Raw genomic sequence first — 22,827 nt, 5'->3', positions numbered from 1 at the left:
AAAAGCGGGGAAAGACAGCATGGGGAGCCACACTCGCAACGTCCTGACTGTCAAGTCAATTGCGGCCAGTAAGGCGGCAAAGCTGCGCGATGGCGGTGGCCTTTGGCTCGTAAGCAAAGGGCAAGGCCGCTATTGGATCTTCGATTTTAGGTTCGGGGGCAAGCGGCGCGAGCTGGGTCTTGGCCCGCTTCACACGGTGGGATTAGCCGAGGCTCGCCAGAAGGCAGAGGCTGCCCGCTTACTGGTCCGGCAGGGTGTTGACCCGATAGAACATCGTCACGGCGTTGAGGCCATCGAGGCGGCCCAGGCGAGGGCATGCGTGAAGACTTTCGGACAGTACGCGGACGCCTACGTTGACGACGCTGTGAAGGCGGGCCGCTGGCGAGGTGGAAAGACTGAGGCGCGCTGGCGGAACATGTTGACCAACCATGCCAAGGCGATACGAGACAAGGCGCTTGCGTCAATCGGCGTTACCGAGGTGCTGTCGGTGCTGCGGCCTTTGTGGGGTGACAAGCAAGAGACGGCCGAAAAGCTTCGTGAATGCATCGAGCGAGTTCTGGACGCCGCGAAGGTTGAGGGCCTGCGGGCCGGGGAGAACCCCGCGGCGTGGAAAGGCAACCTTGAGCATGTGCTCCACAAACCCGACGCGCTGACCACCAAGAGCAATCACGCAGCCATGCCATGGGCGCGCGTGCCGGTGCTGACGACAACTCTGGCGGCCCTGGAAACGATCGGCGCCAGAGCGCTTGAATTCACGATATTGAATGCGGCACGCTCGGGTGAGGTGAGGGGGGCTAGCTGGCCCGAATTCGACCTGGCCGGCAAGTTGTGGACCATACCCGCAGAGAGAATGAAGGGCGGCAAGCTGCACCGCGTCCCTCTGTCGGATCGCGCCGTTACGATTCTCGAGGAGATGCGAGAGAAACGGAGCAATGACTTTGTCTTCCCGGGCGTGCGCGCCAAACGTCCGATGTCCGAGAATACGATGGCCAAGGTTCTAGCCGAGAATGGCGGCAACGGATTTACCGTCCATGGCTTCCGCTCGACATTCCGAGATTGGGTAACCGAGGCGACGGCGCATGACGGCGATCTTGCCGAAATGGCGCTGGCACATGCCGTCGGCGATGCTGTTGCGCGGGCCTATGCTCGCTCGGATGCACTTGAAAAGCGCAGATTGCTGATGGCTAATTGGGCCGAATACTGCGGGTCTTGTCCTAAAGAAAATAAACTCGAGCCAGCCGATTGACGTTTGTAACCAAATCGCTTTTTATACATGTGGACGCTTGTGGTGGGCGTTCGCCGCTGGGTGGTGCCAGCACTGTTTGGGCCTGAGGCCATAGCTCGCTCCGATCTTTGGAGCTCCACACACCGGCCTTTCGGCCATAGCCAAATCCTTCTCAAATCAACCCTTTTGAACTGCGTCCGGATTCCGTCTGGCGCACCGAGGAGAACACCATGATTCCCAGTAATGACAACCAGCCTATGCTGGTTTCGCTGAATGACGCCTGCACGATGACCAGCATGTCTCGGTCGATGCTCAATAAATACCGCGCCGAGGGGCGGTTCCCCGTAGCGGTTCCGCTTGGCGATCGCCGTGTCGCCTTTGTTCGGGCCGAGATTCAAGACTGGATAGGTCAGCGCATCGCAGCGAGGGCAGCAGCATGAGCGATATGATTTCGGTCGCCGCCGCCTATCGACGCCATGGCTATTCGGCAGATCAACGGGAACTGAGACGCCAGGCCGCTACCGCGTGGTCAGGCTGGCGCGTGTACGTAGCGGGTTTCGAACCCGACCTCGTTGATGGCGCGACAGAGCTCAAGGTATTCGCCTCCCGCTTCCCCAGTGAGGGCGGCAATGACCTTGGCCTCACCTTTCTCATCGGGCGCGGAAACTCCGAGAGACTCGACGCGCTCACTCGTGCTGTAGGTTTGGAAAGGCTGGATCACCCGCGTCAGCTCGAGGGGCGATATTTCTCGGTCCGCGATGGGGGGCGAACTGCGGCAGACTTTGCCCCACTCGACCGCGCCATTAGCCAGTAAAGCACCAATGCACATCCTATCAATTCGGCCGGCGCCTGAGGGTGCCGGCGGGCGGACGCTTGCGCATTTTGATGTGCAGCTGACGCCGGACATCCGCCTTTTCAATTTGAAACTTGTCGACGGCCACTCTGGACGGCTCGTCTACGCCCCTAATGCCTTCGGGGAGCGTGTGGCAACGTTCAGCCCATCCTTCGCAAACGATCTGGTGCGCGCCGCTGGCGTAGCTTTGGGAGCTCTGCATGCCTCAACCCGCCGAACAGCTTGATCCTACCAGCAGTCCAGTCCGCAACCATGTCGAAATGCTGCACCGCCTCGCCGCAGGCGTGGACGGCGTGCTGGTCGTCTCCGTTTTCAATGCGAACTTGCCCGACGACAAGGGGATCGTTACCCATCACGCCATCGGCGACGTGGGCGGCATGGTCGACGCCATCGATGCTCATTCTCAGACGCCTGGCGCGAACTGCTATGTGGGTCTGCAGGTCATGCGACGAGGCCTCGCTCGTGGCTCACGAGGCAAAGAGGCCGACATTGCAGCGGTGCTCGGCCTCGTCGCGGATATGGATGCTGACACCGGCAAGGGGGATGGCGAATACCCGCTTCCGCCGAACTTGGTTGTCGAGACGTCGCCTGGAAACATGCAGCCGTTTTGGCTGTTCGATCGCCCAGTCGCACCCGCGATAGCCAAGGACATTGCGAAGGGGCTGAAGGTGGCAACGGGCTCGGATCATGGCACTGGCGACGTCTGTCATGTATGGCGCGTGCCGGGCACCCTGAACCACCCCAACAAAAAGAAACTCGCACGCGGCCGATCGCCAGACCCCGCACACGTCACTGCCGCGGAGCCTTGGGATGGTACGCTGACAGATCCTGCCGCGCTCGCGCTGGCTGTGGCCGGTCGGTCGGCCGCCGTCGCTGACAAGGCACCAGTCGCACTTGGGGAAATTCCGGACGTTGACGGTGTCGAAGTGTCAGACAAGCTGGCCGGGTTGCTAGCTGCTAATGAAGTCGGCGACCGTTCCGCACACGCGGCCAGAGTTGTCGAGCAGTTGGGTTTCGAGGGCTACGCAGCGGAAGTAGCGGCTGCCCTGTTTCTATCGGCGTCAGGGGACTGGTTTCAGCGCTATGGCACGGAGCATCGCGCCGTTGCCGACTTCACCCGCATGTGGCCGAAAGTTGCTGAACCGCTCGCAGAGGCACGGAAGGCAGGCGAGGGCATAGGTGCCAGACTGTTGGCTGGACGGAAAACGGCCGAGCCGGTTGTTGCAGCAAATGACAACAAGCCCGGCTTGGATATCTTCGCCTGGAGATCATCCCGGTTTATCGGCGAGCCGCCTCCCGTAGAGTATTTGGTCGAAGGCGTTGTACCTTTGCGTGTGCCCATGATGCTGGCGGCCATGGGTGACACGGGCAAGTCGTTTGTCCTCCTTGAAACGGGGCGCCGAGTCGCATTTGGCGAATCCGAGTTCTCTCCCCCGATCCTAGGCGGAAGAATCAAACGCCGGGGAACAGCAGTTATCATCACTTCGGAGGATGACGCGGGCGAAGTGCATCGACGCCTGGATGCACTGGACGCACGGGGCGATCGGTTCCTTCGTGGAGATAAACTGATAGTGGTGCCGCTTCCTAGCGCAGGGGGCGCCATCCCCTTTTGGCGTCAAACAAAGAACGGACTCGAGGAAACGTCTGAGTACCGGCGTATTGGCGAACAGTTGTCGTCGATCGAGGACCTCCTCTTCGTCGGCATCGACCCGCTGGCCAGCTTTGCCCACCTGCAAATCAACGAGGATCCGGCGGCGGGGCAATTCGTGTGTTCGTCGCTTGGACGTCTTGCAGCAGAGACTGGCGCGACGGTTGCAGTTGCGCACCATATGAAGAAAACGACCAAGGCGGTTGAAAGCCTGGCCGAGGCGCGGGATGCCATTCGCGGATCTACGGCCTTGGTCGACGGCCTTCGGCTTGCCTATGCCCTGTGGCCGGCGGAAGCGGAGAAAGCGAAGAAGATCTGTCGCGAAATCGGAAAGCCATACTCGCCGAATGCGCTTGCGTTCGGCGGGGTGGTGAAGGCGAACGGCGCTGCCAGGCGCATCCTCTCTACCTACCACCGGAACGATTTCGGCCTGCTGGTCGACGTCACCGCCTTAACTCGGGGCCGCCAAGTCGCTGACCAAGGTGATCTCAGGACAGCGCTGGTCATTGCGATCGAAGCCGCAGCCGCGGCGGGAAGCCCTTTCACGAAGACTGGCCAGGGCGGCCTTTACGAGATGCGCGAAGGCTTGCCCGAAGATTTGCGCGATCTGCCAAGGGGCAAGCTAGACACACTGGCGGAGGAGGCTCTGACGCGCGGAGAAATCGTCAAGGCAAAAGCTAAAGGAGAGAAAACGGCGAAATGGTTGGACGTGCCCACAGGTCTGTTTGCTGCCGGAATGGGTGAATTCCGCGCTGGAATGAAACGGGCTGGCTGATGTTTCCAGTTGCGAATGATTTGCAACATCGCTCCCAGGACACTCTGGGAACGTGTGGTTCCCACGGGAATGGGAATGGAAAATTCAATAAAAACAAAGACATAACGTTCCCGTTCCCATCGTTCCCAAGAAGTCCGGGAACGGCGTAAGTTATTGAAATCATTGCCGTTCCCACGTTCCCAGAATTTACCCCTCTAAAGAGGGGAAGGCGATGGGAACGCCATCCCCGTTAGAGCTGAACGCCAAACCGAACCGCAGTAAAAAGAAAAGGGCGTTCCCTTTTGAGGAACGCCCTTTCTCCATCAAAACAACCGCGCGATCGCTACGAACATCGAAACCATGGCCAAGGGTACAGTGCACCCAAGGGCCAGGCGGAACGTAGTACCGTTCGGCTTACTGGTTTCGATAGCAAGAGTTAGGGACATTTCCCTCTCCTTCTATCCTGCGCGTGCCTCATGATGAGCCGAACATCGCGCACAAGACCAGCTTGGGAGCTTTTCAGACCTTAATCAGCGGTGCGGCGCTCCCTTGCCTTCGGCTGACTCGTGTTGCTTCGGATATGGGGGCAGCGAGTTCGGCAAGCAAGTATTCCTGACGACTATTTTTGCAGCACCATGACAAAATCGCGTGCAGTTACAGCGTATGTATATGAGGGTCCACTTGCTACGAGGTGGCGCCCCTATTTAAGGGGGAGGCGGCCGCCTAAACGCCGCTTTCTACGATCTCGTGCGGAGTATGGTGAAGGGGTCTTGCCGCCAAGCTGTACCATCACGGAAACTCTACTAGGGCCGCCACCGTCCCTAGTAGCCGCAAAGCTAGTTATGGGAAATCAGCATAAGAAAGTTCGCTTTCTTACAGTTGGCGACCCTATACATATGAGGGTACCCCCGCTTGCCCTCGGATCTAAAATTTTTTTCGGCGGCATGACAAAATCGTGCACAGTTATCACCTGTATATATGAGGGACGGACGCGACGCGGATCGCTGTCGTCTGCTGACGCTCCGACATTCCAGCCGCTTTTGCCGCCTCCGTCCTCGTCAAAACTTTACTGTCGGTGCCGTCAGTAATGTTTTGGTTCTTTCCATACCCTGGTTCAATCTGCTTGAGCAGTTCCCCTGTCCGACGGATGGCGCGGGCGCGGAGTAGTTTTTCCGGTTCTCATGGTGAGTGCACGTGAGGGGTAGGAATTCCCGATTTTTCCATACAGTAGGATGAAAGGCAGTACCCTTTTTCCAATCTCGCGGAGAGTATGGTGAAGGGGTGCCAAATCGTGTGCACTTCGCACCTGTGTATGTGAAGGGGTAGGGAAACCACCTCTCTCACAGAGAGTACAGTGAGCCCCTCCCAATCAATTCAGGACCGCCACGTGCGGTCATTTTTGTATCCACTGAATTCGGTCTGCCTCGCGGCCCCGGAACCATGCTGCAGTTAGGTGCAGCCGCTGAGTTCTGGGTAACTATCACCCCTTGCGCGTCTCCTCCCGCAGCACTGGGCGATCAGCGGCAGCCTCCCCACTAACTGGGTTGAGGCTGCCGCATTGGGTCTATCTGATCTGTGGCCCAAGGCACAGCAGCGAAGCCTTACGGCTTCTTCTTCGGCGCGGGCGCCGGCTTCCCAACAGGCACACGTTCTTTCTCAGTCGTCTTGGGGTGCTTGTCTGCATACTTTTTCGTGGTGAACTGACCGTCTTCGGAGTCTCGATAGACTGTCTTCTTATCCGGCGTCTTAGCCATGGCTAACGCTCCTCAGCGCGAAAGTTGTGCCTCGGAAATTGTGCAACTAAAGCGATTCGCGTCAAGCACAGTTTGGCCTCGGTCCCGGACCTCAACACAAATGGAGTCGAGACCATGGGCAAATGCATATCGCAGCGTGAGCTGAAGGAACTGCTCCACTACGATCCCAAGACCGGCATCTTCACGAGCATGGTTCAGCGTAGTGTGCAGCCTGCCGGCGCGATTGCCGGCACCGTCGACGACGATGGCTACATTCGCATATCAATCCGGGGTGGGAAGTATCGAGCTCATCGGCTGGCTTTTCTATACATGACCGGCTCGTTTCCAGACCGTGAGGTCGATCATCGGGATCGGGTCAGAACTAACAATGCCTGGTCGAATCTTCGCACGGCAACGCCATCTCAGAACGGGGCAAACAAAGCCAGCTCATCGTCTGCAGGGCTAAAAGGCGTACAATCAACAAAGAGCGCGTTTGTCGCGAGAATAAAACACAATGGCGTTCGCAAGTACCTTGGAAGCTTCCAAACTGCTGAGCAGGCTCATCTAGCGTACTGTCGTGCAGCGAATGACCTGCATGGCGAATTTGCCAGGGCAGCATAGCACTGCGCCCTGGCGATCCGGATGAGTTCAGGATTGCGCGAATGGCGCCCGCTTCATTTTGCAGCCGGGCTGCTCGCTTCCTCCTGGCTTCTTACCGCCGGACGGCTCGAGCAATGGCAATGAGAATGCAGGCACCGATAAAGCCTGCGATCAAGTAGCCGAGCCAACCACCCAGCCCGATACCGACCAGGCCCAGCAAGAAGTTGGCCACTATCGCTCCAACGATGCCCAGAACGATATTCATGAGCATGCCCATGTTGGACTTCATGAACATCTCTGCGAGCCAACCCGCGATGCCGCCAACGATGATAGCGGCGATCCAGCCTACTTGTGCGTCTTCCATTTGTACCCTCTCGTTTGGCGGTAATTCGCCTGGGTAGAAATGCACGCACTGCGGGGTTTGTTCCTCGTCACCGTGAGGGAACATGGATGCAAGATCACCGCTCAGCCGAAGCCGTCGCTTACCGCCGTCTGTATAAGACAGCCCGCTGGCAGCGCATCCGCGAATATCAGTTGGCGATGCAGCCGCTTTGCGAGCGCTGCTTGACGATGGAAGTGGTCGAGCCGGCAACTGTCGTTCACCACGCAAATGGTGGGCACAAGGGTGACGAGGAGAAGTTCTGGTCAGGCCCGTTCGAGTCGTTATGCAAGCCGCACCACGATAGTGACGGCAAGCGAGAGGATCTCGGTCAAACGGTTGTTCGGTTCGATGCCAACGGATGGCCCATGTAGCCCTGGGAGGGGGTGGGTCGAGTGTCTAGACACGATCGATAGCCCAGACCGTCGCCCCCGCATCGCGTGCGCATCCACAATTCAGAATATGACCCCAGACAGTGAGTTTTGAGCCATGGCGAGGCCTAGAACGCCTCGCGCCAAGGCGGCTGTAGAGGCGAGCGACAAAAAGAACCCGCAGCGGTTCAAATCTCGGAAAGAGCCCAAGGGCAACGGCCCCTTGGGCGCTCCGCCGAAGTGGCTGACTGACACAGAGGCGAGCAAGGCCAAGTCCGCTTGGCTGCTGTTTCAGAAAGAAATTCCCTGGCTGACTGAATCGCACCGAATGTTGGTCGGCATGGCCGCGAGCATACAGGGGCGCATCATGGCCAATCAGGACGTCGGCGTTCAGGCGATGAACTTGCTTCGTCAGTGCCTCGGCCAAATGGGGGCGACCCCGTCCGACGCCAGCAAGATCACGGTGCTTGATGACGAGGATGAAAAAGACGACCTCCTCGACTAAGGTGGCGCTGCGGCGCGTCAGTGGATATGCGCAGGCGGTTCTGGATGGGGTAGAGGTTGCAGGGCCTCATGTGCGGAATGCCTGCCGCCGGCACTTTGCTGATTTGGAGCGAGGCCACGAGCGCGGGCTCTACTGGGACGACGAGGCGGCGAACCGGGTATTTCGGTTCTTTGAGGAGCGGCTTCGCCTCAGTGAAGGTCAGTTTGACGGCAAGCCCTTCAAACTTCATCCGTCACAGGCGTTCAAACTTGGTTCGATCTTTGGGTGGGAGAAGGCGGACGGTACTCGACGCTTTCGCACCGCCTACATCGAAGAGGGCAAGGGTAACGGCAAGTCACCCTTTGCTGGTGGCGTTGGCCTCTATGGCCTGACGGCCGACAAGGAATCCGGCGCGCAGATTTACGCCGCGGCTGCCAAGAAAGATCAGGCGCAGATCCTGTTTCAGGACGCGTGCAAGATGGTCAGGCAGGCTCCTGCCATCGAGTCCCGTGTGAAATTCAGCGGGGGCTTGGGCAAAGAGTTCAACATTGCTCACCATCGGTCGGGCTCATTCTTTCGGCCGATCTCGAAAGAGGCCGGCAAGACCGGCTCCGGTCCGCGACCGCATTTTGCGCTTTGCGACGAGGTGCACGAACACCCCGACCGTAGCATCATGGAGATGCTGCAGCGCGGCTTCAAGTTCCGTCAAAATCCACTTCTGCTGATGATTACGAACTCCGGCTCGGATCGAAACAGCGTTTGCTGGGAAGAGCGGGAGCGAGCAGTCAAGGTTTTGGCTGGCACCCAGACACCCGACGAAGAGTTTACCTTCGTTGGTGAGACATGGGAGGGCAGCGACAGCGTCTTCGCGTATGTCTGCGCTTTGGACAAGGGCGACGATCCGATGACGGATCCGTCGTGCTGGGCGAAGGCAAACCCGCTTCTCGGTACGATCCTGACGCATGACTATCTTGCCGGCGTTGTTGCTGAGGCGCGCGACGTCCCCGGCAAGCTCAACAACGTTCTTCGCTTGCATTTCTGTGTCTGGACGGACGCCGATAAGGCCTGGATGCCTCGCGCAACCGTCGACAAGGTGATGTCACAATGGGACTTGCCCGAAGGCGGGCCGCTATTTCTCGGTGTCGACCTGTCTGGCACCAAGGACATGACAGTCGTTGCCTGCGTCCAGCCGACGGGCTTCAAGACCGTCACACGCGAGAACGGTGAAACAGCGGATTTGCCGACATATGACGCTTGGATTGAAGCATGGACGCCTGGCGACACGCTTGCAGCGCGCGTTACGGCCGACAAGCAGCCTTATGACGTGTGGGTGCGCGAAGGTCATCTAAACGCGCCTGAGGGGCCACGCATTCGCTTTGATATCGTCGCCGCGCGGGTGGCCGAACTGGACCGGCTCTACGACATCCAGTCGATCGCCTACGACAACTATGCCTATGCCGCGTTCAAAGACGAACTCGACATCTTCGGCGTGACTGCGGAACAGCTTCCGCACCCACAAGGCGGGAAGGTGAGGGCGAGGCCGTCCGAAGAGAAGATCGAAGCGGCGAAGGCTGCCGGCGAGAAGCCCCCATTGGGGTTGTGGATGCCAGGCTCTGTCACCGAACTTGAAAACCTCATCATCGACGGTCGCATTCGGCTCCGGTCGAACCCGGCTCTCATGACCGCTTTGATGGGCTCGACGTTCAACCACCCGCCAGACCCGCACGGCAATCGCTGGTTCGTCAAAACACGAGCCTCTGTTCGCATCGACGCGGCTGTTGCTTTGGCAATGGCGGTCGGTGCTGCATCGGACAAGCCGACGGTCACGACGCCGTCATCCCCATGGGATGACCCAGAATTTAGCCTGACGAAAATTGGAGCCAAGAATGTGGCCATTTGATCGGGCTAAACCCGAGGAAACCACGGAAAAGCGCGCGGAAACGATCGAAAACCCGATGGTTCCGGTGAGCTCGGAGAACTTCCTCTCATTCTTCGGCGTTAACGGCGCGAACCTGCCCAATGTCACCATCGACAAGGCCTTGACGGTGCCCGCCGTATGGGCGGCGGTCGCTTTCATGTCTCGGACGTTGGCGGCTATCCCGCGCCACGCCTACCGAGACACCAAGGAAGGCGCGAAGCGGGCAGGCGGCAAGCTCGAAACGGTGGTGAACGTCGCGCCCAACGACTCGATGGGCTCGTTCAAGTTCTGGCAGCACTTCTGGCAGCAAGTCTTCACCGGTGGTCGGGGTCTTGCCTGGATTGAGCGGGCGCCGCAAGGCATCGAGGCACTTTGGTCGCTCGATCCGAAAAAGACGACCGTCAAGCGAACTGCCGGTCGGGTCACCTATCACTCTGAAGGCAAGACGTACGCGGCCGCAGACGTGATCGACGTGCCGTTCATGCTGAAGTCGGACGGGTCGAGTCACTATGGCCCGATCACCATGGCCGCGAAGGCGATTCAGCTTGCCATCGCCATGAACGACTATGGCTCGAACTTCTTTGCAGGTGGAGGCGTTCCGCCACTGGCACTAGTTGGTCCGTTACCTTCCGGCACGGAGGCGATGAAGCGAGCCCTCGCAGACGTTACCGCTGCAATCGACAACGCAAAAGCCACCGGCAAGCCTATCACTCCCATTCCCGGCGGATACGAATTGAAGCCTGTCGGCTTCGATCCTGCCAAGGGTCAGATGATCGAGGCGCGGCGCTTTCAGGTCGAGGAAATCTCTCGCGCCTATCAGCTACCGCCAGTGTTTCTGCAGGACTTGTCGCGGGCCACGTTCAGCAACGCTGAGCAGCAGGACCTGCACCTCGTCAAGCACCTCATTGGCCAGTGGGCCAAGGCGCTGGAGGATGAACTGAACCTGAAGTTCTTCGGACGCGGCAGCACGAACCGCTACATCGAGCACAATCTCGACGGTCTCATGCGGGGCGACTTCAAGAGCCGCATTGATGGCATCGCACGTGGCATTCAGGCCGGCTTCCTCACTCCGAACGAGGGGCGAGCCCTGGAGAACCGCGGCAAGCACAAGAACGTGGCGGCCGACGAACTGTTCATGCAGGGCGCGACGGTGGTGCTGGGAACCCAGCCTGCCGACCCGCCTGCAAATGACAACATCCCTGACGATGACGATGAGGCTGATGCCGCATGACGACCAACATTGAGAAGCGCGCATCTGGCCTTGGGGTCGAGGTGCGCGCTGACAGCGACAAGCGAACGCTTGTTGGCTACGCCGCGAAGTTCGACCGTCTGGCGGACATTGGCGGATACTTTCAGGAAAAGATTGCTCCTGGCGCGTTTGCCGATGCCATTGCCGGTGACATCCGCGCCTTGGTCGATCACGACGCCGGCCGCGTAATTGGCCGCACCAAGTCCGGCACTCTTCGGCTTGCAGAGGATGGCACCGGGCTTCGTGTCGAAATTGATGTGCCGGACACCAGCGACGGCAACGACCTCTGGGTCTTGGTCAAGCGTGGCGACATCAGCGGCATGAGCTTTGGCTTCCGCGTCACTAAGGAAACTTGGGACGAAACCGGTGATACGCCGGTGCGCACCATCCACAAGCTTGAGCTTCATGAAGTGTCGGCGGTTGCTTGGCCGGCCTACGAAGACACCACGATCGGCCTTCGCTCGCTTGAGGCGGCAAGGGCTGAGGGTGGCGCGGCTAAGGATGCCGCAGAAAAGCGAGCTTCTGACGCTGCCGCTGCCGCAAGGCGGGTAGCCGAAAAGCGCGCCGCAATGGAACAGCGAATTCGGGGCATCCGGCAGGACGCCACGTAGCCAGCCTCAACGGCTGAAGTCACCCGGCACAGCCGGAGGGCCGGACCTAGTCCTGCCATCACACCCCCATGGCCGCCACGAGCGGCCTTTTTCATATCCGGAGATACTATGTCCCTTAAGGACCTGAACGAAAAGCGCGGCTCGCTTGTCGCGCAGGCGCGTGCAGCGCTTGATGAAATCAAGACCAACACCGACGAAGCCCGTGCAGCCGAGCTTGACGCTCGCCACGACACGATCATGGCCGAATTCGACCGCGTCGAGAAGCTGATCGAGCGCGAGCAGCGCCTTGCAGACGCCGAGAAGCGCCTTGCCGACCGCGCTGACGAAGAGCGCAAGCGCCAGCGTCCAACCGGCGCAGATACTGATACCCGCGGCCAAGACGATGGCGAGGCACTCGAATATCGCGCGGTGTTTCACAAGTTCATTGCGAATGGCGCCGACCTAGGCGAACTGGACGCTGAGGAGCGAGCTGTCCTCAAGGCCGGTGTGCAGTCCACCAAGGAATTCCGCACCCAGACTGCCGGAACTGCTACGGCTGGCGGCTATACCGTTCCGACGGAGCTTGCCAACGTGATCATCGAAACGATGAAAGCGTGGGGCCCGATGTACGACGACGACATCTGCACCGTCATGAATACCGCGTCTGGCAACCAGATTGATCTGCCCACCGTCGACGACACTGCCGTTACCGCTGAAAAGCACACTGAAGGTGCTGCCCTTACCGACGATGGCGGCAAGGACGTCACTTTTGGTCAGAAGCACCTCAACGCGTACGTTTTCGATACCGAGTTCGTGAAGTTCTCGTTCGAATTGGCGCAGGACTCCATCTTCAATATGGAGAACCTCCTCGGTGGACTGCTCGGCAAGCGTCTCGGGCGTATCGCCAATAGCCAACTGACCGTGGGCGATGGCACGGATGATCCCAACGGCATTGTGACTGCTTCGAGCCTCGGCAAGACTGCCGCAGCCGCCGCTGCTGTAACCTACGACGAGGTGATCGACCTCGTCCATTCTGTCGACCCTGCTTATCGCCAGTCGCCGAAGGTAAGGTTTATGTTCAATGACCTCACACTCGGCTCGTTGCGGAAGCTGAAAGACGGCGAGGGCCGATACATTTGGACCCAGGGCGACGTTACCAATGGCGTCCCCGGTTCAATCCTCGGCTACCGCTACAGCATCAATCAGGCCATGGCCAATATCGCGACCGGTCAGAAGTCGCTGCTGTTCGGTGACTTCGGTTCGTACTTCGTCCGCAAGGTCGGTGCGCCCGTCATCGGTGTTCTTCGCGAGCGCTTCTGGCCGAACCTCGGTATTGCCGGCTTGATCCGCTTCGACGGCGAGCTCGGCGATGTGGCTGCGGTCAAGCACCTCATCCAGGCCTAATTCTGTGGCGGGGCTTCGGCCCCGCCCAACACATCGGAGCGAAGATGAAGCTCAAAATGTTGATCGGCTTGGCCGGCCCGCTTTACGCACTCTCACCTGGCGACGAGTGGGAATTCCCTGAAGAGGAAGCTCGCCGCCTTGTTGGCGCAGAATTCGCTATCGAGGTCGGAGCCACCGAAACCGCTGATGCTTCACCGCGAGGCGAACGTCGCACAAAGAAGGGCAAATCTGATGTGGTACCCACCGAAGGTGACGACAGCGCCGTCGGCGGAGCCGATATCGCTGGCCGAGGCGAAGCGGCATCTTAACGTCTTCCATGACGACGACGATGTGCTGATTGCTGGCATCATTGCCGCTGCACGCGACCACGTCGAGAAATACTGCGGCGCACGTTTTGCGTCTCAGGTTATCGAGGCTCAGGCGACATGCTGGGCCGACATGGCGCGCTTGCCGGTCGCGCCGGTGACCGACGCTGACATCGAGTATGTCGACACGGCCGGCGTTGTCACGCCGTTGCCAGACACGGTTTTCGAGCTACGCGGCGACGGCCTTGTGCTCAAGTACGGCCAGCAGTGGCCGGCCGCTCAGATTGGTTCGCTCATAACGCTTACGGCTGTCGCTGGGTTCACCGAATGCCCGCCTGCCGTGAAGCACGCCATGCTGTTGCGCGTCGAAGACCTCTACGAGCATCGCGGCAGCGAGCCGGACAGCGAGTGGTCTGGTTTCGACAGCCTGCTCAGCAATTATCGCTTCTATTCATAGGGCATCCCCATGACAGACATTTCCATCACCGCGGCGAATGTCGTCGCGGGCGAGAACTCGAGCCGTGACACAGGCTCTGCCGGCGAGGCAATCACCGCTGGCCAGCCGGTCTATAAGGCGGCAACCGGAAAGTGGATGCTCGCGGATTCGAACAGCGCCACGGCAGCCGCTCGCAAGGCTGGCGGCATTGCTTTGAACTCGGCGAGCCTGAATCAGCCACTTGCCGTCCACAAGGCTGGCGACATCACGATCGGCGGGACGCTTACGCCTGGCGTGGCCTACTACCTCTCCGATACACCCGGCGGCATCTGTCCCGTTGCGGACATCGGTGCTGGCGAATACGTGTGCCTTCTCGGTATCGCCAAGAGCGCCAGCGTCCTGGCTGTTGGCATTCAGGCGCCGGGTGTCGCGCTCTAATGTGGGTCAGGTTCCTGGCCGACATGGACTTCAAGCCCACGGCCGGAACCACGATCGAATACAAGGCCGGCTGGTCGGGAAATGTGACTCGCGCATGCGCTGACAAGGCAGTGGCTGCTGGCAAGGCGGTGCGCTTTAAGCCCCCACGAAAAGGCGAGGCCGAAACCTTGCTGGAATCGCTCTTGCCGCCTAAATAGTAGCGAGCCGAAACGGTGCTGGTAACACCGAGTCGGCTCTAACCCTGCGATGCTATTTAGGAGCACCGAATGGCTGATGCCGCACTTAGTGCGCTGTTTGACAGCGCGCAATCCCCGCTCGTCAAAATGATGACCTGCACAATGTGTGGGGTCGCGTGCGAACGAACTAGCGCTCGCCAAATGCGATGTTTGAATTGCCGAGCGGAAAAAACAAAGCAAGATCGGGCTGACCGAGCCGCAGCCAAGAAAGGTCCACGAGGAAGGATAGGTGAGTCATTCTCGTGTGAACTGTGCGGCATTGGATCAATTCGACGGCATGGCTGTGAGATCCGCTGCGAAACTTGCAAGCCTCTAGGCAGGGCAAAAAAGAAGAAGGACGGGCGCCCACGGCGCGAGCCGACCATTTGTGCAGAGTGCGGCCGGTCAGAATGGCGTCCGAAGAAGGCGGTATACTGCACGATCTGCGCGCCAGTAGTGAAGAAGCGCACTCAAGCGAAGTGGCGATCTGAAAACGACGACAAACTCCGTGATAACAAGCGCAAATATCATGACGATAACGCGGACAAAATTCGCGGGCGCGTCAAAAAATGGCAGACTGATAATCCCGAGCGTCGCCGCGAGTATGCTGCAGAGCGGCGCCAAGATGGGCGTTATCGACTTCGCTATGCAATGTCGAATGGCATTCGGTACTCTCTAAAAGGGACAAAGGCTGGGCGGTCATGGGAAGCAATGGTTGGCTATGCAGTCGACGTGTTGCGAGTTCACCTAGAACGGCAGTTTCTAAAGGGAATGAGTTGGGACAACTACGGACCAGTATGGCACGTTGATCACATACTGCCGGACTCATTATTCAATTACGAAACACCAGAAGATCCAGAATTCAAGGCTGCTTGGGCACTTACAAACCTTCGGCCGCTTTGGGCGAACGATAACCTGAAGAAGAATGCCAGGCGCACCCATCTGATTTAGGTTACCTCATGAACAAAAGATCTGGCGCCGGAGCCCTCAACCAGCGCGTGTCGTTCGAACGCAGGGATGTCATTTCTGATCCTTACGGAAATGATGTCGCCGGCCCATTCCAGCCTATATTCACCGAGCCAGCCAGACTTGCACCGCGCCTTGGCTCTGAACCTGTCATTGCCGCTCGTCTGACTGGCATACAGCCCTACACGCTGTCAGTTCGCAGTTCCATCCGCACGCGCGAGGTGACACCTGCTTGGCGGGTGGTGAACGCCCGCAGCGGCACGACCTACAACATTAAGGCCATCACTAATCCTGACGAGCGTAACGGCCTGCTCGATATGCTGGTCGTTGAAGGCGAGGCAAGCTAGATGGCCTTCAAAACCAAAATCCTTGGTCGCGAGGCTCTTTCCCGCAAATTGAACGCCCTGGCCCCCGCTGCTGAAGCCGCAGCCGCAAAAGCTAAGATCGACGTGGCCAAGGAGGCGGCAAGCCTCATCGCAGCCAAGGCACCACACAAAAGCGGCGACTACCGGCGCAGCATCAAGGGTGAGCGTCAGGCCGATAACCCTACTAAGCAGCCCATCGGTGGGGTGCCATCGAAGGATCCAGATGCAACGGCAGTCTACGCCGAGTACATCTGGCACTTTCTGGAATTCGGCACCAAGCCGCATGTCAACAAGGGGCAGTTCGCTGGTACGCAACATCCAGGCACGGCAGCACAGCCGCACGTGTTCCCGACGTGGCGCGCATTCCGGCCGAAGGCGCTCCGCAAGGTGCGCAACGCCCTGAACAAGGCTGTGCGGCAAGCCATGGGGAAACGTTAATGGCGGCACCAGCACATGAACTCGTCGGTGTGGCCACAGCCAGACTGCGAAACTACGCACCGCTAACTGCGCTCGTCGGAGCAAGCAAGGTTTTCTACAAGCCGGACGCCGCTGTGGTCCCGCCCTATGTTGTGGTCGACGATGTGACTACCCGGCGAGCGGATGTCACCTGTCTGCGCAGCACCACGGCAGACCTAAATATCCACATTTGGACGGACACGAGCCACGCACTTCCTGGCGCAGGAGGGCCTCTGCAAGACGCTCGGGCCATTGCCTACGAAGTTGCACAAGCGCTGCACGACTACCCGTTGGCACTCCCCACCAAGCGCATGGTGACACTCGAACACCGAGGCGAGCGCATCTTCTACGACACTGACGGTACCACCGGTCATGGCGTGGTGGAATTTTCCGCCATCATCGAAGGGCCGTAGGCGGCCCGCTTCCCCACATTTCGCCCGCTATTGCGGACCATTAGATAGGATTCACCAGCATGGCTGATGGACAGCAGATTGGCCGCCTTCTCCTGATTCAGATCGGTGATGGCGCCACCCCAGGCCCAGAGACTTTCAATAGCCTCTGCGGCATCACGACCCGAAGCTTCAACATGTCGGCCAACGAAGTCGACACGACTATCCCGGACTGCCTCAATCCAGGCGACACGCCGCAGAAGACCGCGGAACCTGGCATCAAGAACCGGACTTTCTCCGGCTCTGGCAAGTTCGTGAAGGGCGCAACGTCGACTGCGTTCATGGAACACGTCAACGACGCGACCAAGTTCAACGCCAAGGTGATTGTACCTGGGCTCGGCACCTATACCGGAGCCTGGTTCGTCTCGGAATTCGAGTTCAGCGGCGAGATGGAAGGCAACATGGACTTCTCGGCCACGTTCGTTGCGGCCGGACCGCTTACGTTTACGGCTGAGGTGTAATCATGGCGATTGAGGAGAAGCCATTTCCGCTTGAGGTAAACGGAGCTCGCGGCGAGGTGGCCTTGTGGATCGGGAACGTTCCGCTGGTTCTCGCCGCTGAAATGTCGCGCCTTGCAGCCCTTTCCACTCGTCTGGAGTGCAAGTCCCTTGAGGATTTGTTCCTGCGTTTGTCCGGTGTCGAGCTCGTCGCCACGATGGCCGCGCTGTCACTCCTGGCCGTACGCGGTGATAGCGCTGCAGCTATCAGAGCGCTGAAGCTCAAGCACTTTAATGCATGTGCCGCCGCGTTCGCAGCCGCACTGTCACATCACTTCGACGGTGAGCCAAAAAACGAAGACGCCGCCAAGACAGAGAGCTAGAACAGGCTTTCCCTTGGCGGCTTTGGATGCGCAGCGCGTTTGGTTCGCTGAAGTGGACGCCAGAGGTCTTCTGGCGTTCAACGGTCACCGAGTACATCTTGGCGATCGAGGGGTTCAACGAGGCTAATGGTAGCGGCAAGAAAACCGAGCCCCCCAGCGACGATGACTTGGCGAGGCTTGTCGAGAAGTATGGTGGATAGCCGAGGGCACTACCCCTGTGGGATATCACGAAAGAAGCTGACGGCCTCTAGCCTTTTTACAGTGGAAGCATGAAGCATATCCTTGCCAACGCATATGCGTATGTCGTTGGCAAGGCGAGGAGGCACTTCCGATGCGGTTCGGACAGTGTTCATTTCCACGGCAAAAAGCAGGTCTTCAGCGGCCTTTTCACATCCTCGGTTCCCTAACATGCCGCTGCGAGCTTCATCGGCAGCATTTTGGGTGGTTGTTGCCGCGAACCGCTCTGCCTCATTCTTGGCTCGCTGATTTTCTGCGCGCACCACCTCCGTGTGAGCGCGCTCACGATACGTGCTGTACTCGCCCCAGAAGAAATAGCTGACCGCCGCCAGAACGGCGACGCAGGTCGCGGCGACCAGTGCTTTCACAGATACACCTCCAAAGCCCGTCACGCGGGCTTTTTCTTTATCAGGACATTCCATGGCCGAGAAGACTGACGATCTGCTGATTAGCATCAGCACCGATCTTGCAACGGTGCGCCGGTCGCTCAAGCGACTGGAATCGGACATCTCATCCACTACCAGCAATGTTCAGAAGCAGTTCGATGGGCTCGGCAAAGGCATCGACAAGTCGATGACCTCGGCGATGCAGACCCGCATCAATGCGATGGTTGGCATTGGCGCGAAGGCCACAAAGGAATGGACCGGCGCGCTTTCTGATCAAGGCGCGGAGCTTGAGCGGCTTCGCGGGAAGTTCAATCCCGTGTTCTCGACTATCACTCGCTACAAGGCGACGGTCGCTGAGATCCAACAGGCTCATCGCCTGGGTGCGATTTCGGCCGACGAGATGACCGCTGCTATAGGTCGGGAGCGACAAGCGACATTGGCAAGTGTTGCCGCTCTAAAGCAGCGCAATGCAGCTATGGCCGATACGCCAAGCCGGCACGGAGCTAATGTCGGGGCTTTTCAAACTGCCAACCTAGCGGCTCAATTTCAGGATATCGCAGTCACATCTGCAATGGGCATGTCGCCATTGCAGATCGCGCTGCAGCAGGGCACACAGCTCTCCGCTGTCCTAGGTCCCATGGGTGCCACGGGGGCGGTGAAGGGCCTTGCCGCAGCCTTTGCATCGGTGATTAGCCCGGTCTCGCTCGTGACTATCGGTGTCGTTGCTGCGACTGCTGCCGCCGCGCAGTACTTCATGAAATTTATGGCGGGCTCGGAAGAGACGACCAAATCTCTGGAGGAGCAGGCTGCCGTCATTCAGACGGTCGCCGCCCGATGGGGTGCTGCGGTTCCCGCGTTGAAAAAGTATGCGGATGAGCTTGAGAGGACCAAACGCGCGGCCGAGGATGTTAGCGCAAGAAACTCCACCATTGATAGAGAGTTCAGTGCCGCCAGCACGTCCTTAGGATCCTTCCTGGACCAGGTACAATCAGCCAATTTCAGCGCCTTCAACCAAGGTGCCATGGAGATGGTCGACAACGTCGGGCGGCTGGAGATCGCCAGCTCCGAGTTTCACGAAGCCATAAAGTCCGGCAAGGATGCATCCGATGAATTTGCACGGGTGCAGGAATTGGTTGCAGATGTCGTCAACAGTTCCGCGATTCCAGCCACCGGTGGGCTCCGCGACAAAGTTGAAGAACTTGCCAAGACATACCTGGCTGCTGCGCAGGCGGCGGCCTTGGCGGCTAGCGGCTTCGATGCCATCGCAGGAGCGGCAGGCAAGAATGGCAGGCTGCAAGGTGGCGTCCTCTCCGACCAAGCCTTCAATTCCCGGTTCGGATCCGGAGTGCCTGGCGGCAAAGAGTGGAAGGATATCTTTCCGAGCCTATTCAAGGATGCCAAATCTGGGTCTTCTGGCCGCGGCAGCGCCGTTTCCGACGCCGAACGAGAAAAGAAGGCAATCGACGATGTCATTGCTAGCTTGCAGTTCGAGCAGGAGCAGATTGGGCGCACGGCGACAGAGCAGCGCGTCTACAACGAACTAAAGCGCGCTGGCGTCGACCTGAACAGCGAGGCCGGCAAGCAAATCGCCGAGCTAGTCGCTAAGAACGCGGAGTTGGCGGAATCCCAGGCGAAACTGAACAAGGCCCAGCAGGATTTCAACAACGGTCTTGAACAGCTCGGCGCCGACGCAATTGACGCTCTGGGCAACGTTATCGCCGGCACGGAAGATGCTGCGGACGCGTTCAAAAAGCTGGGCATTGAAATCCTAAAGTCGGCGCTTACGGGCAAGGGAGCGTATTCCGATTTCTTTGCCTCGCTGTCAGGCGGGCAGGGGGGCGGGCTTTTGGGGCTGCTCGGTGGACTTTTTGGCCCTGCACAGAGCTCTTTCAGTTTTCCAGCGGGGGCCGGGCTATGGAGCGATGGCGGTTACACTGGCCCTGGTGGCAAGTACGACCCGGCTGGCTTGGTGCACAAGGGTGAGTATGTCTTTGACCAAGACGCAGTGCGCGCTGCCGGTGGCCCCTCCGCCCTTGAGGCATTTAGGCAAAGCCTGAAAGGCTATGCTTCTGGAGGCTACGTTGGCGCTCCTATCGCACCCCGCCTCCAATCTCCAGCAAACCAAGCGATCAGCGTGGCCTTCGCGCCAAGCATCACCGTCCAAGGTGGTGGCGACAATGCCGGCGAGCAGGTGACGGAAGCGCTTCGGAAGTTCGAGCGCGAGTTCACGCCAAAGGTAGTGAAGTCACTCCGCGAGGCGAAGACCAAAGGGATGATATGATGGCGGCCATTGCCTTACCTGACGTCGGCTACCAGGTCGCTTATCCCCAGCTAGTCGAGTCCGTGTCGATGGCCCGCGCCGGCAACCGGGCTATGGCGTTCGTGGAATTTGCGGACCCGACATGGCAGATCACCATGAGGACCGTGCCGCTGAAGGCGGGACCCAGGCTGGCGGTCGAGGCTTTCCGCGATGCCACGCGTGGCGGGCTCCAGACGGTTCGCTACAGCCCGACGCACATGTGTATTCCCCGCGCCTATTGGGGCGATGCCGACAATCCGGCGCTGGACGACAGCGGCAATCTGGTCTCGATCACCGATGGCCGGGTGCTGGCTGTGAGCAGTGTTTCGAACGGTTTGACGCTCGGCGCTGGCGATCTGATCTCGCTGGCGACAGGCGACTATCGCAGTTTGCATCGGATCCAGTCGGGTGGTGTCGCAGCGTCCAGCGCCATCAGCGTGACCGTCGAGCCGCCTGTGCCCGGTTACATCGCGGCCGGTGCGGTCGTGAAATTCAAGGCGCCCGAACTCAACATGCGGGTTTTGCCGGGCTCGTTTTCCATCCCTGACGAGCTATTCCCTGTGGCATCCTTCACGCTGGTCGAGGTGCCGAAATGACTGAGTTCACGGACGACACGGTGCTTTACGAAGAGGACGGCCTCGTCATCACGGTGGCGATGCAGCGGGCGGCTAACCTATACGATGAGGTAGTGAATCCATCTTTTGCCAGTCGGGTGTTCGCGGCAATGTATAAGGCGTCCCCCTATTATGATCCCGCACCACGAGGGATAGATCAATTGCCACGATGGACAGGACAGCGAATTGTTCGGTCAGATTCGTAAGTTCCATCGTTGAGATAGGTGTGTCGTAGATTTTGAGCGTCGATCTGGCGGTGTGGCGTTCAACGCTCATATGACCCTTTTTCTCCCATTCCGGTCCGACCACCCCATGAACATAGTGGTTGCGGTAGTCCTTCAGATCATCGAAGCGTTTGGCGCAGTCCACAACGTGCGCTTTGAGGTCGTCGGGCAAGATTGTTGCAGCGGCAGTTTTCAAGGCGCTGGCAAGGGCCATGCCGTTGAACTCAGCAGTCAGAACTCGGTTGGCGACAGTGTCGCCGCCGCAGATTTCCTGCAGAAGCCGGCGCGTCTCATGCTCAAGCTGGTTCCACGTCACCAGCATCTGACCGACAGCGGCCAATAGATCGTCTCGTTCTGACATGCGCGGACCCTCCAAGGGTCTTGGTATGGCGCACAATCGTTAAGAGGTGCCGAAATGACTTTTCCGACACGCCTCCAGCAGGTGCTCGACGAGGGGCGGGCGGTCATCCGCTCGCTGATGAAGATCGAGTGTGGCACCGGCACCTATGGCTTCTGGAACGGCAATGCCGACCTGGTGTGGAGCGGCCTGACCTATTGGCCGTCGACGCTGATATCGGTATCGGAGCCGGTCTATGGCGTCGGCACCGCCGCGGCGACGTTCACGGTGGAGCTGACCGCCAAGCGCGACTTCGGTCTTGAGCCGGACAAGCTGCAGCTGATCGAGAACGAAGATTACAAGGGTCGGCCGCTGACGGTCTACGACGCCTATTTCGATCCTGATACCCGGGCGCTGCTGCATGTCGAGCCGATGGTCTACGGCTATTGCGATACCGTCGATCATGTCACCGACGGCGGCGAGGTCAAGATTGTCGCCAACATCATCGACGGCAGGCTCGACAACCACCGTGACGGCTACCGCTCGGCCAGCCACGAAGACCAGCAACTGGTTTCGCCTGGCGACAAGTTCTTCGAGTTCGCGAGCCGCGTGCGCTCGGAATATTTCGACATCAAGCTCTAGGGCGCTTCACATCATGCTGAAACTGCAGCGTCTCCCAGACTGGGAGCGACGGCTCGCGCTTGTCGTCGAGCATCACCTCGACATGCCCGGCGAATGGGGCGTGGCCGACTGCCTGTTGACCGTGGCCGATGTCATCGAGGCAATGACCGGTATCGATCCGGCCGCCAGGGTGCGCGGCACCTATTCGAGCGAGATCGGTGCAGCAAAGGTTATGCGGCGCCGGAAGTGCGCCGATGTCGAGGCGGTGCTCGCCAAGCTGTTCCCACCCGTCGGGCGTCTCTCCGCCAGTCGCGGCGATGCCGGCGTGATCGAACGTGACGGCATGCTTGCCGCCGGTATCATCACCGAACGAGGCTTTGCGGTGAAGGTCGAGACAGGCCTCGTCTTTTATCCGCAGACCGCCATCAAAACCGCATTCAAGGTCGGCTGA

29 protein-coding genes and 1 pseudogene are annotated in these 22,827 nt (G+C 59.3%); 25 read left to right on the top strand and 5 right to left on the bottom strand.

What is annotated here, in order from left to right:
* Positions 1-19: 19 nt before the first annotated feature.
* Positions 20-1,246, top strand: coding sequence for a tyrosine-type recombinase/integrase (locus O1Y97_RS17690; RefSeq protein ID WP_318761864.1), 1,227 nt, complete (start codon positions 20-22; stop codon positions 1,244-1,246).
* Between the two features lie 151 nt (positions 1,247-1,397).
* Here the strand turns inward: O1Y97_RS17690 and O1Y97_RS17685 are convergent, their stop codons facing one another.
* Complete coding sequence (locus O1Y97_RS17685) at positions 1,398-1,523, bottom strand: hypothetical protein (RefSeq protein WP_318764282.1); 126 nt, start codon at positions 1,521-1,523, stop codon at positions 1,398-1,400.
* Here O1Y97_RS17685 and O1Y97_RS17680 point away from each other — a divergent pair.
* The 3 genes from O1Y97_RS17680 (at position 1,483) to O1Y97_RS17670 (ending at position 4,501) form a co-directional block, all read left to right on the top strand.
* A complete protein-coding gene (locus O1Y97_RS17680) occupies positions 1,483-1,665 on the top strand; it encodes a helix-turn-helix transcriptional regulator (protein WP_318764235.1) in 183 nt (60 codons plus the stop codon). The two genes, O1Y97_RS17685 and O1Y97_RS17680, sit on opposite strands and share 41 nt — an antisense overlap.
* Entirely contained in the window at positions 1,662-2,039 is a 378-nt protein-coding gene (locus tag O1Y97_RS17675) for a YbeD family protein (RefSeq protein WP_318761863.1), read from the top strand. The genes O1Y97_RS17680 and O1Y97_RS17675 overlap by 4 nt, the downstream gene beginning before the upstream one ends.
* 239 nt (positions 2,040-2,278) lie before the next feature.
* Positions 2,279-4,501 (top strand): AAA family ATPase, encoded by a 2,223-nt coding sequence (locus O1Y97_RS17670; protein ID WP_318761862.1) that lies wholly within the window; start codon positions 2,279-2,281, stop codon positions 4,499-4,501.
* A gap of 1,580 nt (positions 4,502-6,081) precedes the next feature.
* Here O1Y97_RS17670 and O1Y97_RS17665 read toward each other — a convergent pair.
* Positions 6,082-6,234 (bottom strand): hypothetical protein, encoded by a 153-nt coding sequence (locus O1Y97_RS17665; protein WP_318761861.1) that lies wholly within the window; start codon positions 6,232-6,234, stop codon positions 6,082-6,084.
* Positions 6,235-6,348: 114 nt separating this feature from the next.
* Between O1Y97_RS17665 and O1Y97_RS17660 the strand changes: the two genes are divergently transcribed.
* Positions 6,349-6,834, top strand: a complete 486-nt coding sequence (locus tag O1Y97_RS17660) for an HNH endonuclease (RefSeq protein ID WP_318761860.1) — start codon at positions 6,349-6,351, stop codon at positions 6,832-6,834.
* Between the two features lie 91 nt (positions 6,835-6,925).
* On the opposite strand, the gene O1Y97_RS17655 is transcribed toward O1Y97_RS17660, so the two are convergent.
* Positions 6,926-7,177, bottom strand: coding sequence for a GlsB/YeaQ/YmgE family stress response membrane protein (locus O1Y97_RS17655; protein ID WP_318761859.1), 252 nt, complete (start codon positions 7,175-7,177; stop codon positions 6,926-6,928).
* Between the two features lie 86 nt (positions 7,178-7,263).
* Here O1Y97_RS17655 and O1Y97_RS17650 point away from each other — a divergent pair, with 86 nt between their 5' ends.
* The 16 genes and pseudogenes from O1Y97_RS17650 to O1Y97_RS17575 all read left to right on the top strand — a co-directional run.
* Positions 7,264-7,566, top strand: a complete 303-nt coding sequence (locus O1Y97_RS17650; RefSeq protein WP_318761858.1) for an HNH endonuclease — start codon at positions 7,264-7,266, stop codon at positions 7,564-7,566.
* Positions 7,567-7,681: 115 nt separating this feature from the next.
* Positions 7,682-8,068, top strand: a complete 387-nt coding sequence (locus O1Y97_RS17645) for a hypothetical protein (protein ID WP_318761857.1) — start codon at positions 7,682-7,684, stop codon at positions 8,066-8,068.
* The gene (locus tag O1Y97_RS17640) at positions 8,043-9,947 is read left to right on the top strand and encodes a terminase large subunit (protein WP_318761856.1); all 1,905 of its coding nucleotides are present in this window, start codon (positions 8,043-8,045) and stop codon (positions 9,945-9,947) included. Before O1Y97_RS17645 ends, O1Y97_RS17640 begins: the two co-directional genes overlap by 26 nt.
* Positions 9,934-11,196 (top strand): phage portal protein, encoded by a 1,263-nt coding sequence (locus O1Y97_RS17635; protein ID WP_318761855.1) that lies wholly within the window; start codon positions 9,934-9,936, stop codon positions 11,194-11,196. Before O1Y97_RS17640 ends, O1Y97_RS17635 begins: the two co-directional genes overlap by 14 nt.
* Positions 11,193-11,825, top strand: a complete 633-nt coding sequence (locus O1Y97_RS17630) for an HK97 family phage prohead protease (protein ID WP_318761854.1) — start codon at positions 11,193-11,195, stop codon at positions 11,823-11,825. The genes O1Y97_RS17635 and O1Y97_RS17630 overlap by 4 nt, the downstream gene beginning before the upstream one ends.
* A gap of 108 nt (positions 11,826-11,933) precedes the next feature.
* The gene (locus tag O1Y97_RS17625) at positions 11,934-13,208 is read left to right on the top strand and encodes a phage major capsid protein (protein WP_318761853.1); all 1,275 of its coding nucleotides are present in this window, start codon (positions 11,934-11,936) and stop codon (positions 13,206-13,208) included.
* Positions 13,209-13,439: 231 nt separating this feature from the next.
* On the top strand, positions 13,440-13,970 hold the full coding sequence (locus tag O1Y97_RS17620) for a head-tail connector protein (RefSeq protein WP_318761852.1): 531 nt from the start codon (positions 13,440-13,442) through the stop codon (positions 13,968-13,970).
* A gap of 9 nt (positions 13,971-13,979) precedes the next feature.
* Positions 13,980-14,387, top strand: a complete 408-nt coding sequence (locus O1Y97_RS17615; RefSeq protein WP_318761851.1) for a hypothetical protein — start codon at positions 13,980-13,982, stop codon at positions 14,385-14,387.
* A 23-nt stretch (positions 14,388-14,410) separates the two neighbouring features.
* A complete protein-coding gene (locus tag O1Y97_RS17610) occupies positions 14,411-14,584 on the top strand; it encodes a hypothetical protein (protein WP_318761850.1) in 174 nt (57 codons plus the stop codon).
* 474 nt (positions 14,585-15,058) lie between these two features.
* The gene (locus tag O1Y97_RS17605; protein ID WP_318761849.1) at positions 15,059-15,553 is read left to right on the top strand and encodes a hypothetical protein; all 495 of its coding nucleotides are present in this window, start codon (positions 15,059-15,061) and stop codon (positions 15,551-15,553) included.
* An 8-nt stretch (positions 15,554-15,561) separates the two neighbouring features.
* The gene (locus O1Y97_RS17600) at positions 15,562-15,915 is read left to right on the top strand and encodes a head-tail adaptor protein (protein ID WP_318761848.1); all 354 of its coding nucleotides are present in this window, start codon (positions 15,562-15,564) and stop codon (positions 15,913-15,915) included.
* The gene (locus tag O1Y97_RS17595) at positions 15,916-16,371 is read left to right on the top strand and encodes an HK97 gp10 family phage protein (RefSeq protein ID WP_318761847.1); all 456 of its coding nucleotides are present in this window, start codon (positions 15,916-15,918) and stop codon (positions 16,369-16,371) included. It abuts the gene before it with no gap.
* The gene (locus tag O1Y97_RS17590; RefSeq protein ID WP_318761846.1) at positions 16,371-16,802 is read left to right on the top strand and encodes a DUF3168 domain-containing protein; all 432 of its coding nucleotides are present in this window, start codon (positions 16,371-16,373) and stop codon (positions 16,800-16,802) included. The genes O1Y97_RS17595 and O1Y97_RS17590 overlap by 1 nt, the downstream gene beginning before the upstream one ends.
* A gap of 59 nt (positions 16,803-16,861) precedes the next feature.
* Positions 16,862-17,299: a phage tail tube protein gene (locus O1Y97_RS17585; protein ID WP_318761845.1), complete on the top strand. Its 438-nt coding sequence runs from the start codon at positions 16,862-16,864 to the stop codon at positions 17,297-17,299.
* Positions 17,300-17,301: 2 nt separating this feature from the next.
* Positions 17,302-17,658: a hypothetical protein gene (locus O1Y97_RS17580; protein WP_318761844.1), complete on the top strand. Its 357-nt coding sequence runs from the start codon at positions 17,302-17,304 to the stop codon at positions 17,656-17,658.
* Positions 17,659-17,678: 20 nt separating this feature from the next.
* Positions 17,679-17,858, top strand: a pseudogene (locus O1Y97_RS17575) (phage tail assembly chaperone); the annotation flags it as partial.
* Between the two features lie 9 nt (positions 17,859-17,867).
* Here the strand turns inward: O1Y97_RS17575 and O1Y97_RS17570 are convergent.
* Positions 17,868-18,263 (bottom strand): hypothetical protein, encoded by a 396-nt coding sequence (locus O1Y97_RS17570; protein ID WP_318761843.1) that lies wholly within the window; start codon positions 18,261-18,263, stop codon positions 17,868-17,870.
* A 52-nt stretch (positions 18,264-18,315) separates the two neighbouring features.
* On the opposite strand from O1Y97_RS17570, the gene O1Y97_RS17565 reads away from it, so the two are divergent.
* Together O1Y97_RS17565 and O1Y97_RS17560 are read left to right on the top strand one after the other, a co-directional pair.
* Complete coding sequence (locus O1Y97_RS17565; protein ID WP_318761842.1) at positions 18,316-20,562, top strand: phage tail length tape measure family protein; 2,247 nt, start codon at positions 18,316-18,318, stop codon at positions 20,560-20,562.
* On the top strand, positions 20,562-21,176 hold the full coding sequence (locus O1Y97_RS17560; RefSeq protein WP_318761841.1) for a hypothetical protein: 615 nt from the start codon (positions 20,562-20,564) through the stop codon (positions 21,174-21,176). The genes O1Y97_RS17565 and O1Y97_RS17560 overlap by 1 nt, the downstream gene beginning before the upstream one ends.
* Before the next feature lie 72 nt (positions 21,177-21,248).
* Here the strand turns inward: O1Y97_RS17560 and O1Y97_RS17555 are convergent, their stop codons facing one another.
* A complete protein-coding gene (locus O1Y97_RS17555) occupies positions 21,249-21,779 on the bottom strand; it encodes a hypothetical protein (RefSeq protein ID WP_318761840.1) in 531 nt (176 codons plus the stop codon).
* A 54-nt stretch (positions 21,780-21,833) separates the two neighbouring features.
* Here O1Y97_RS17555 and O1Y97_RS17550 point away from each other — a divergent pair, with 54 nt between their 5' ends.
* Together O1Y97_RS17550 and O1Y97_RS17545 are read left to right on the top strand one after the other, a co-directional pair.
* Positions 21,834-22,397: a hypothetical protein gene (locus O1Y97_RS17550; protein WP_318761839.1), complete on the top strand. Its 564-nt coding sequence runs from the start codon at positions 21,834-21,836 to the stop codon at positions 22,395-22,397.
* A gap of 13 nt (positions 22,398-22,410) precedes the next feature.
* A complete protein-coding gene (locus tag O1Y97_RS17545; RefSeq protein ID WP_318761838.1) occupies positions 22,411-22,827 on the top strand; it encodes a DUF6950 family protein in 417 nt (138 codons plus the stop codon).

It is taken from the genome of Aminobacter niigataensis, assembly GCF_946995915.1.
Taxonomy (GTDB): Bacteria; Pseudomonadota; Alphaproteobacteria; order Rhizobiales; family Rhizobiaceae; genus Aminobacter; species Aminobacter niigataensis.
This window is presented reverse-complemented; position numbering and strand designations above follow the sequence as displayed.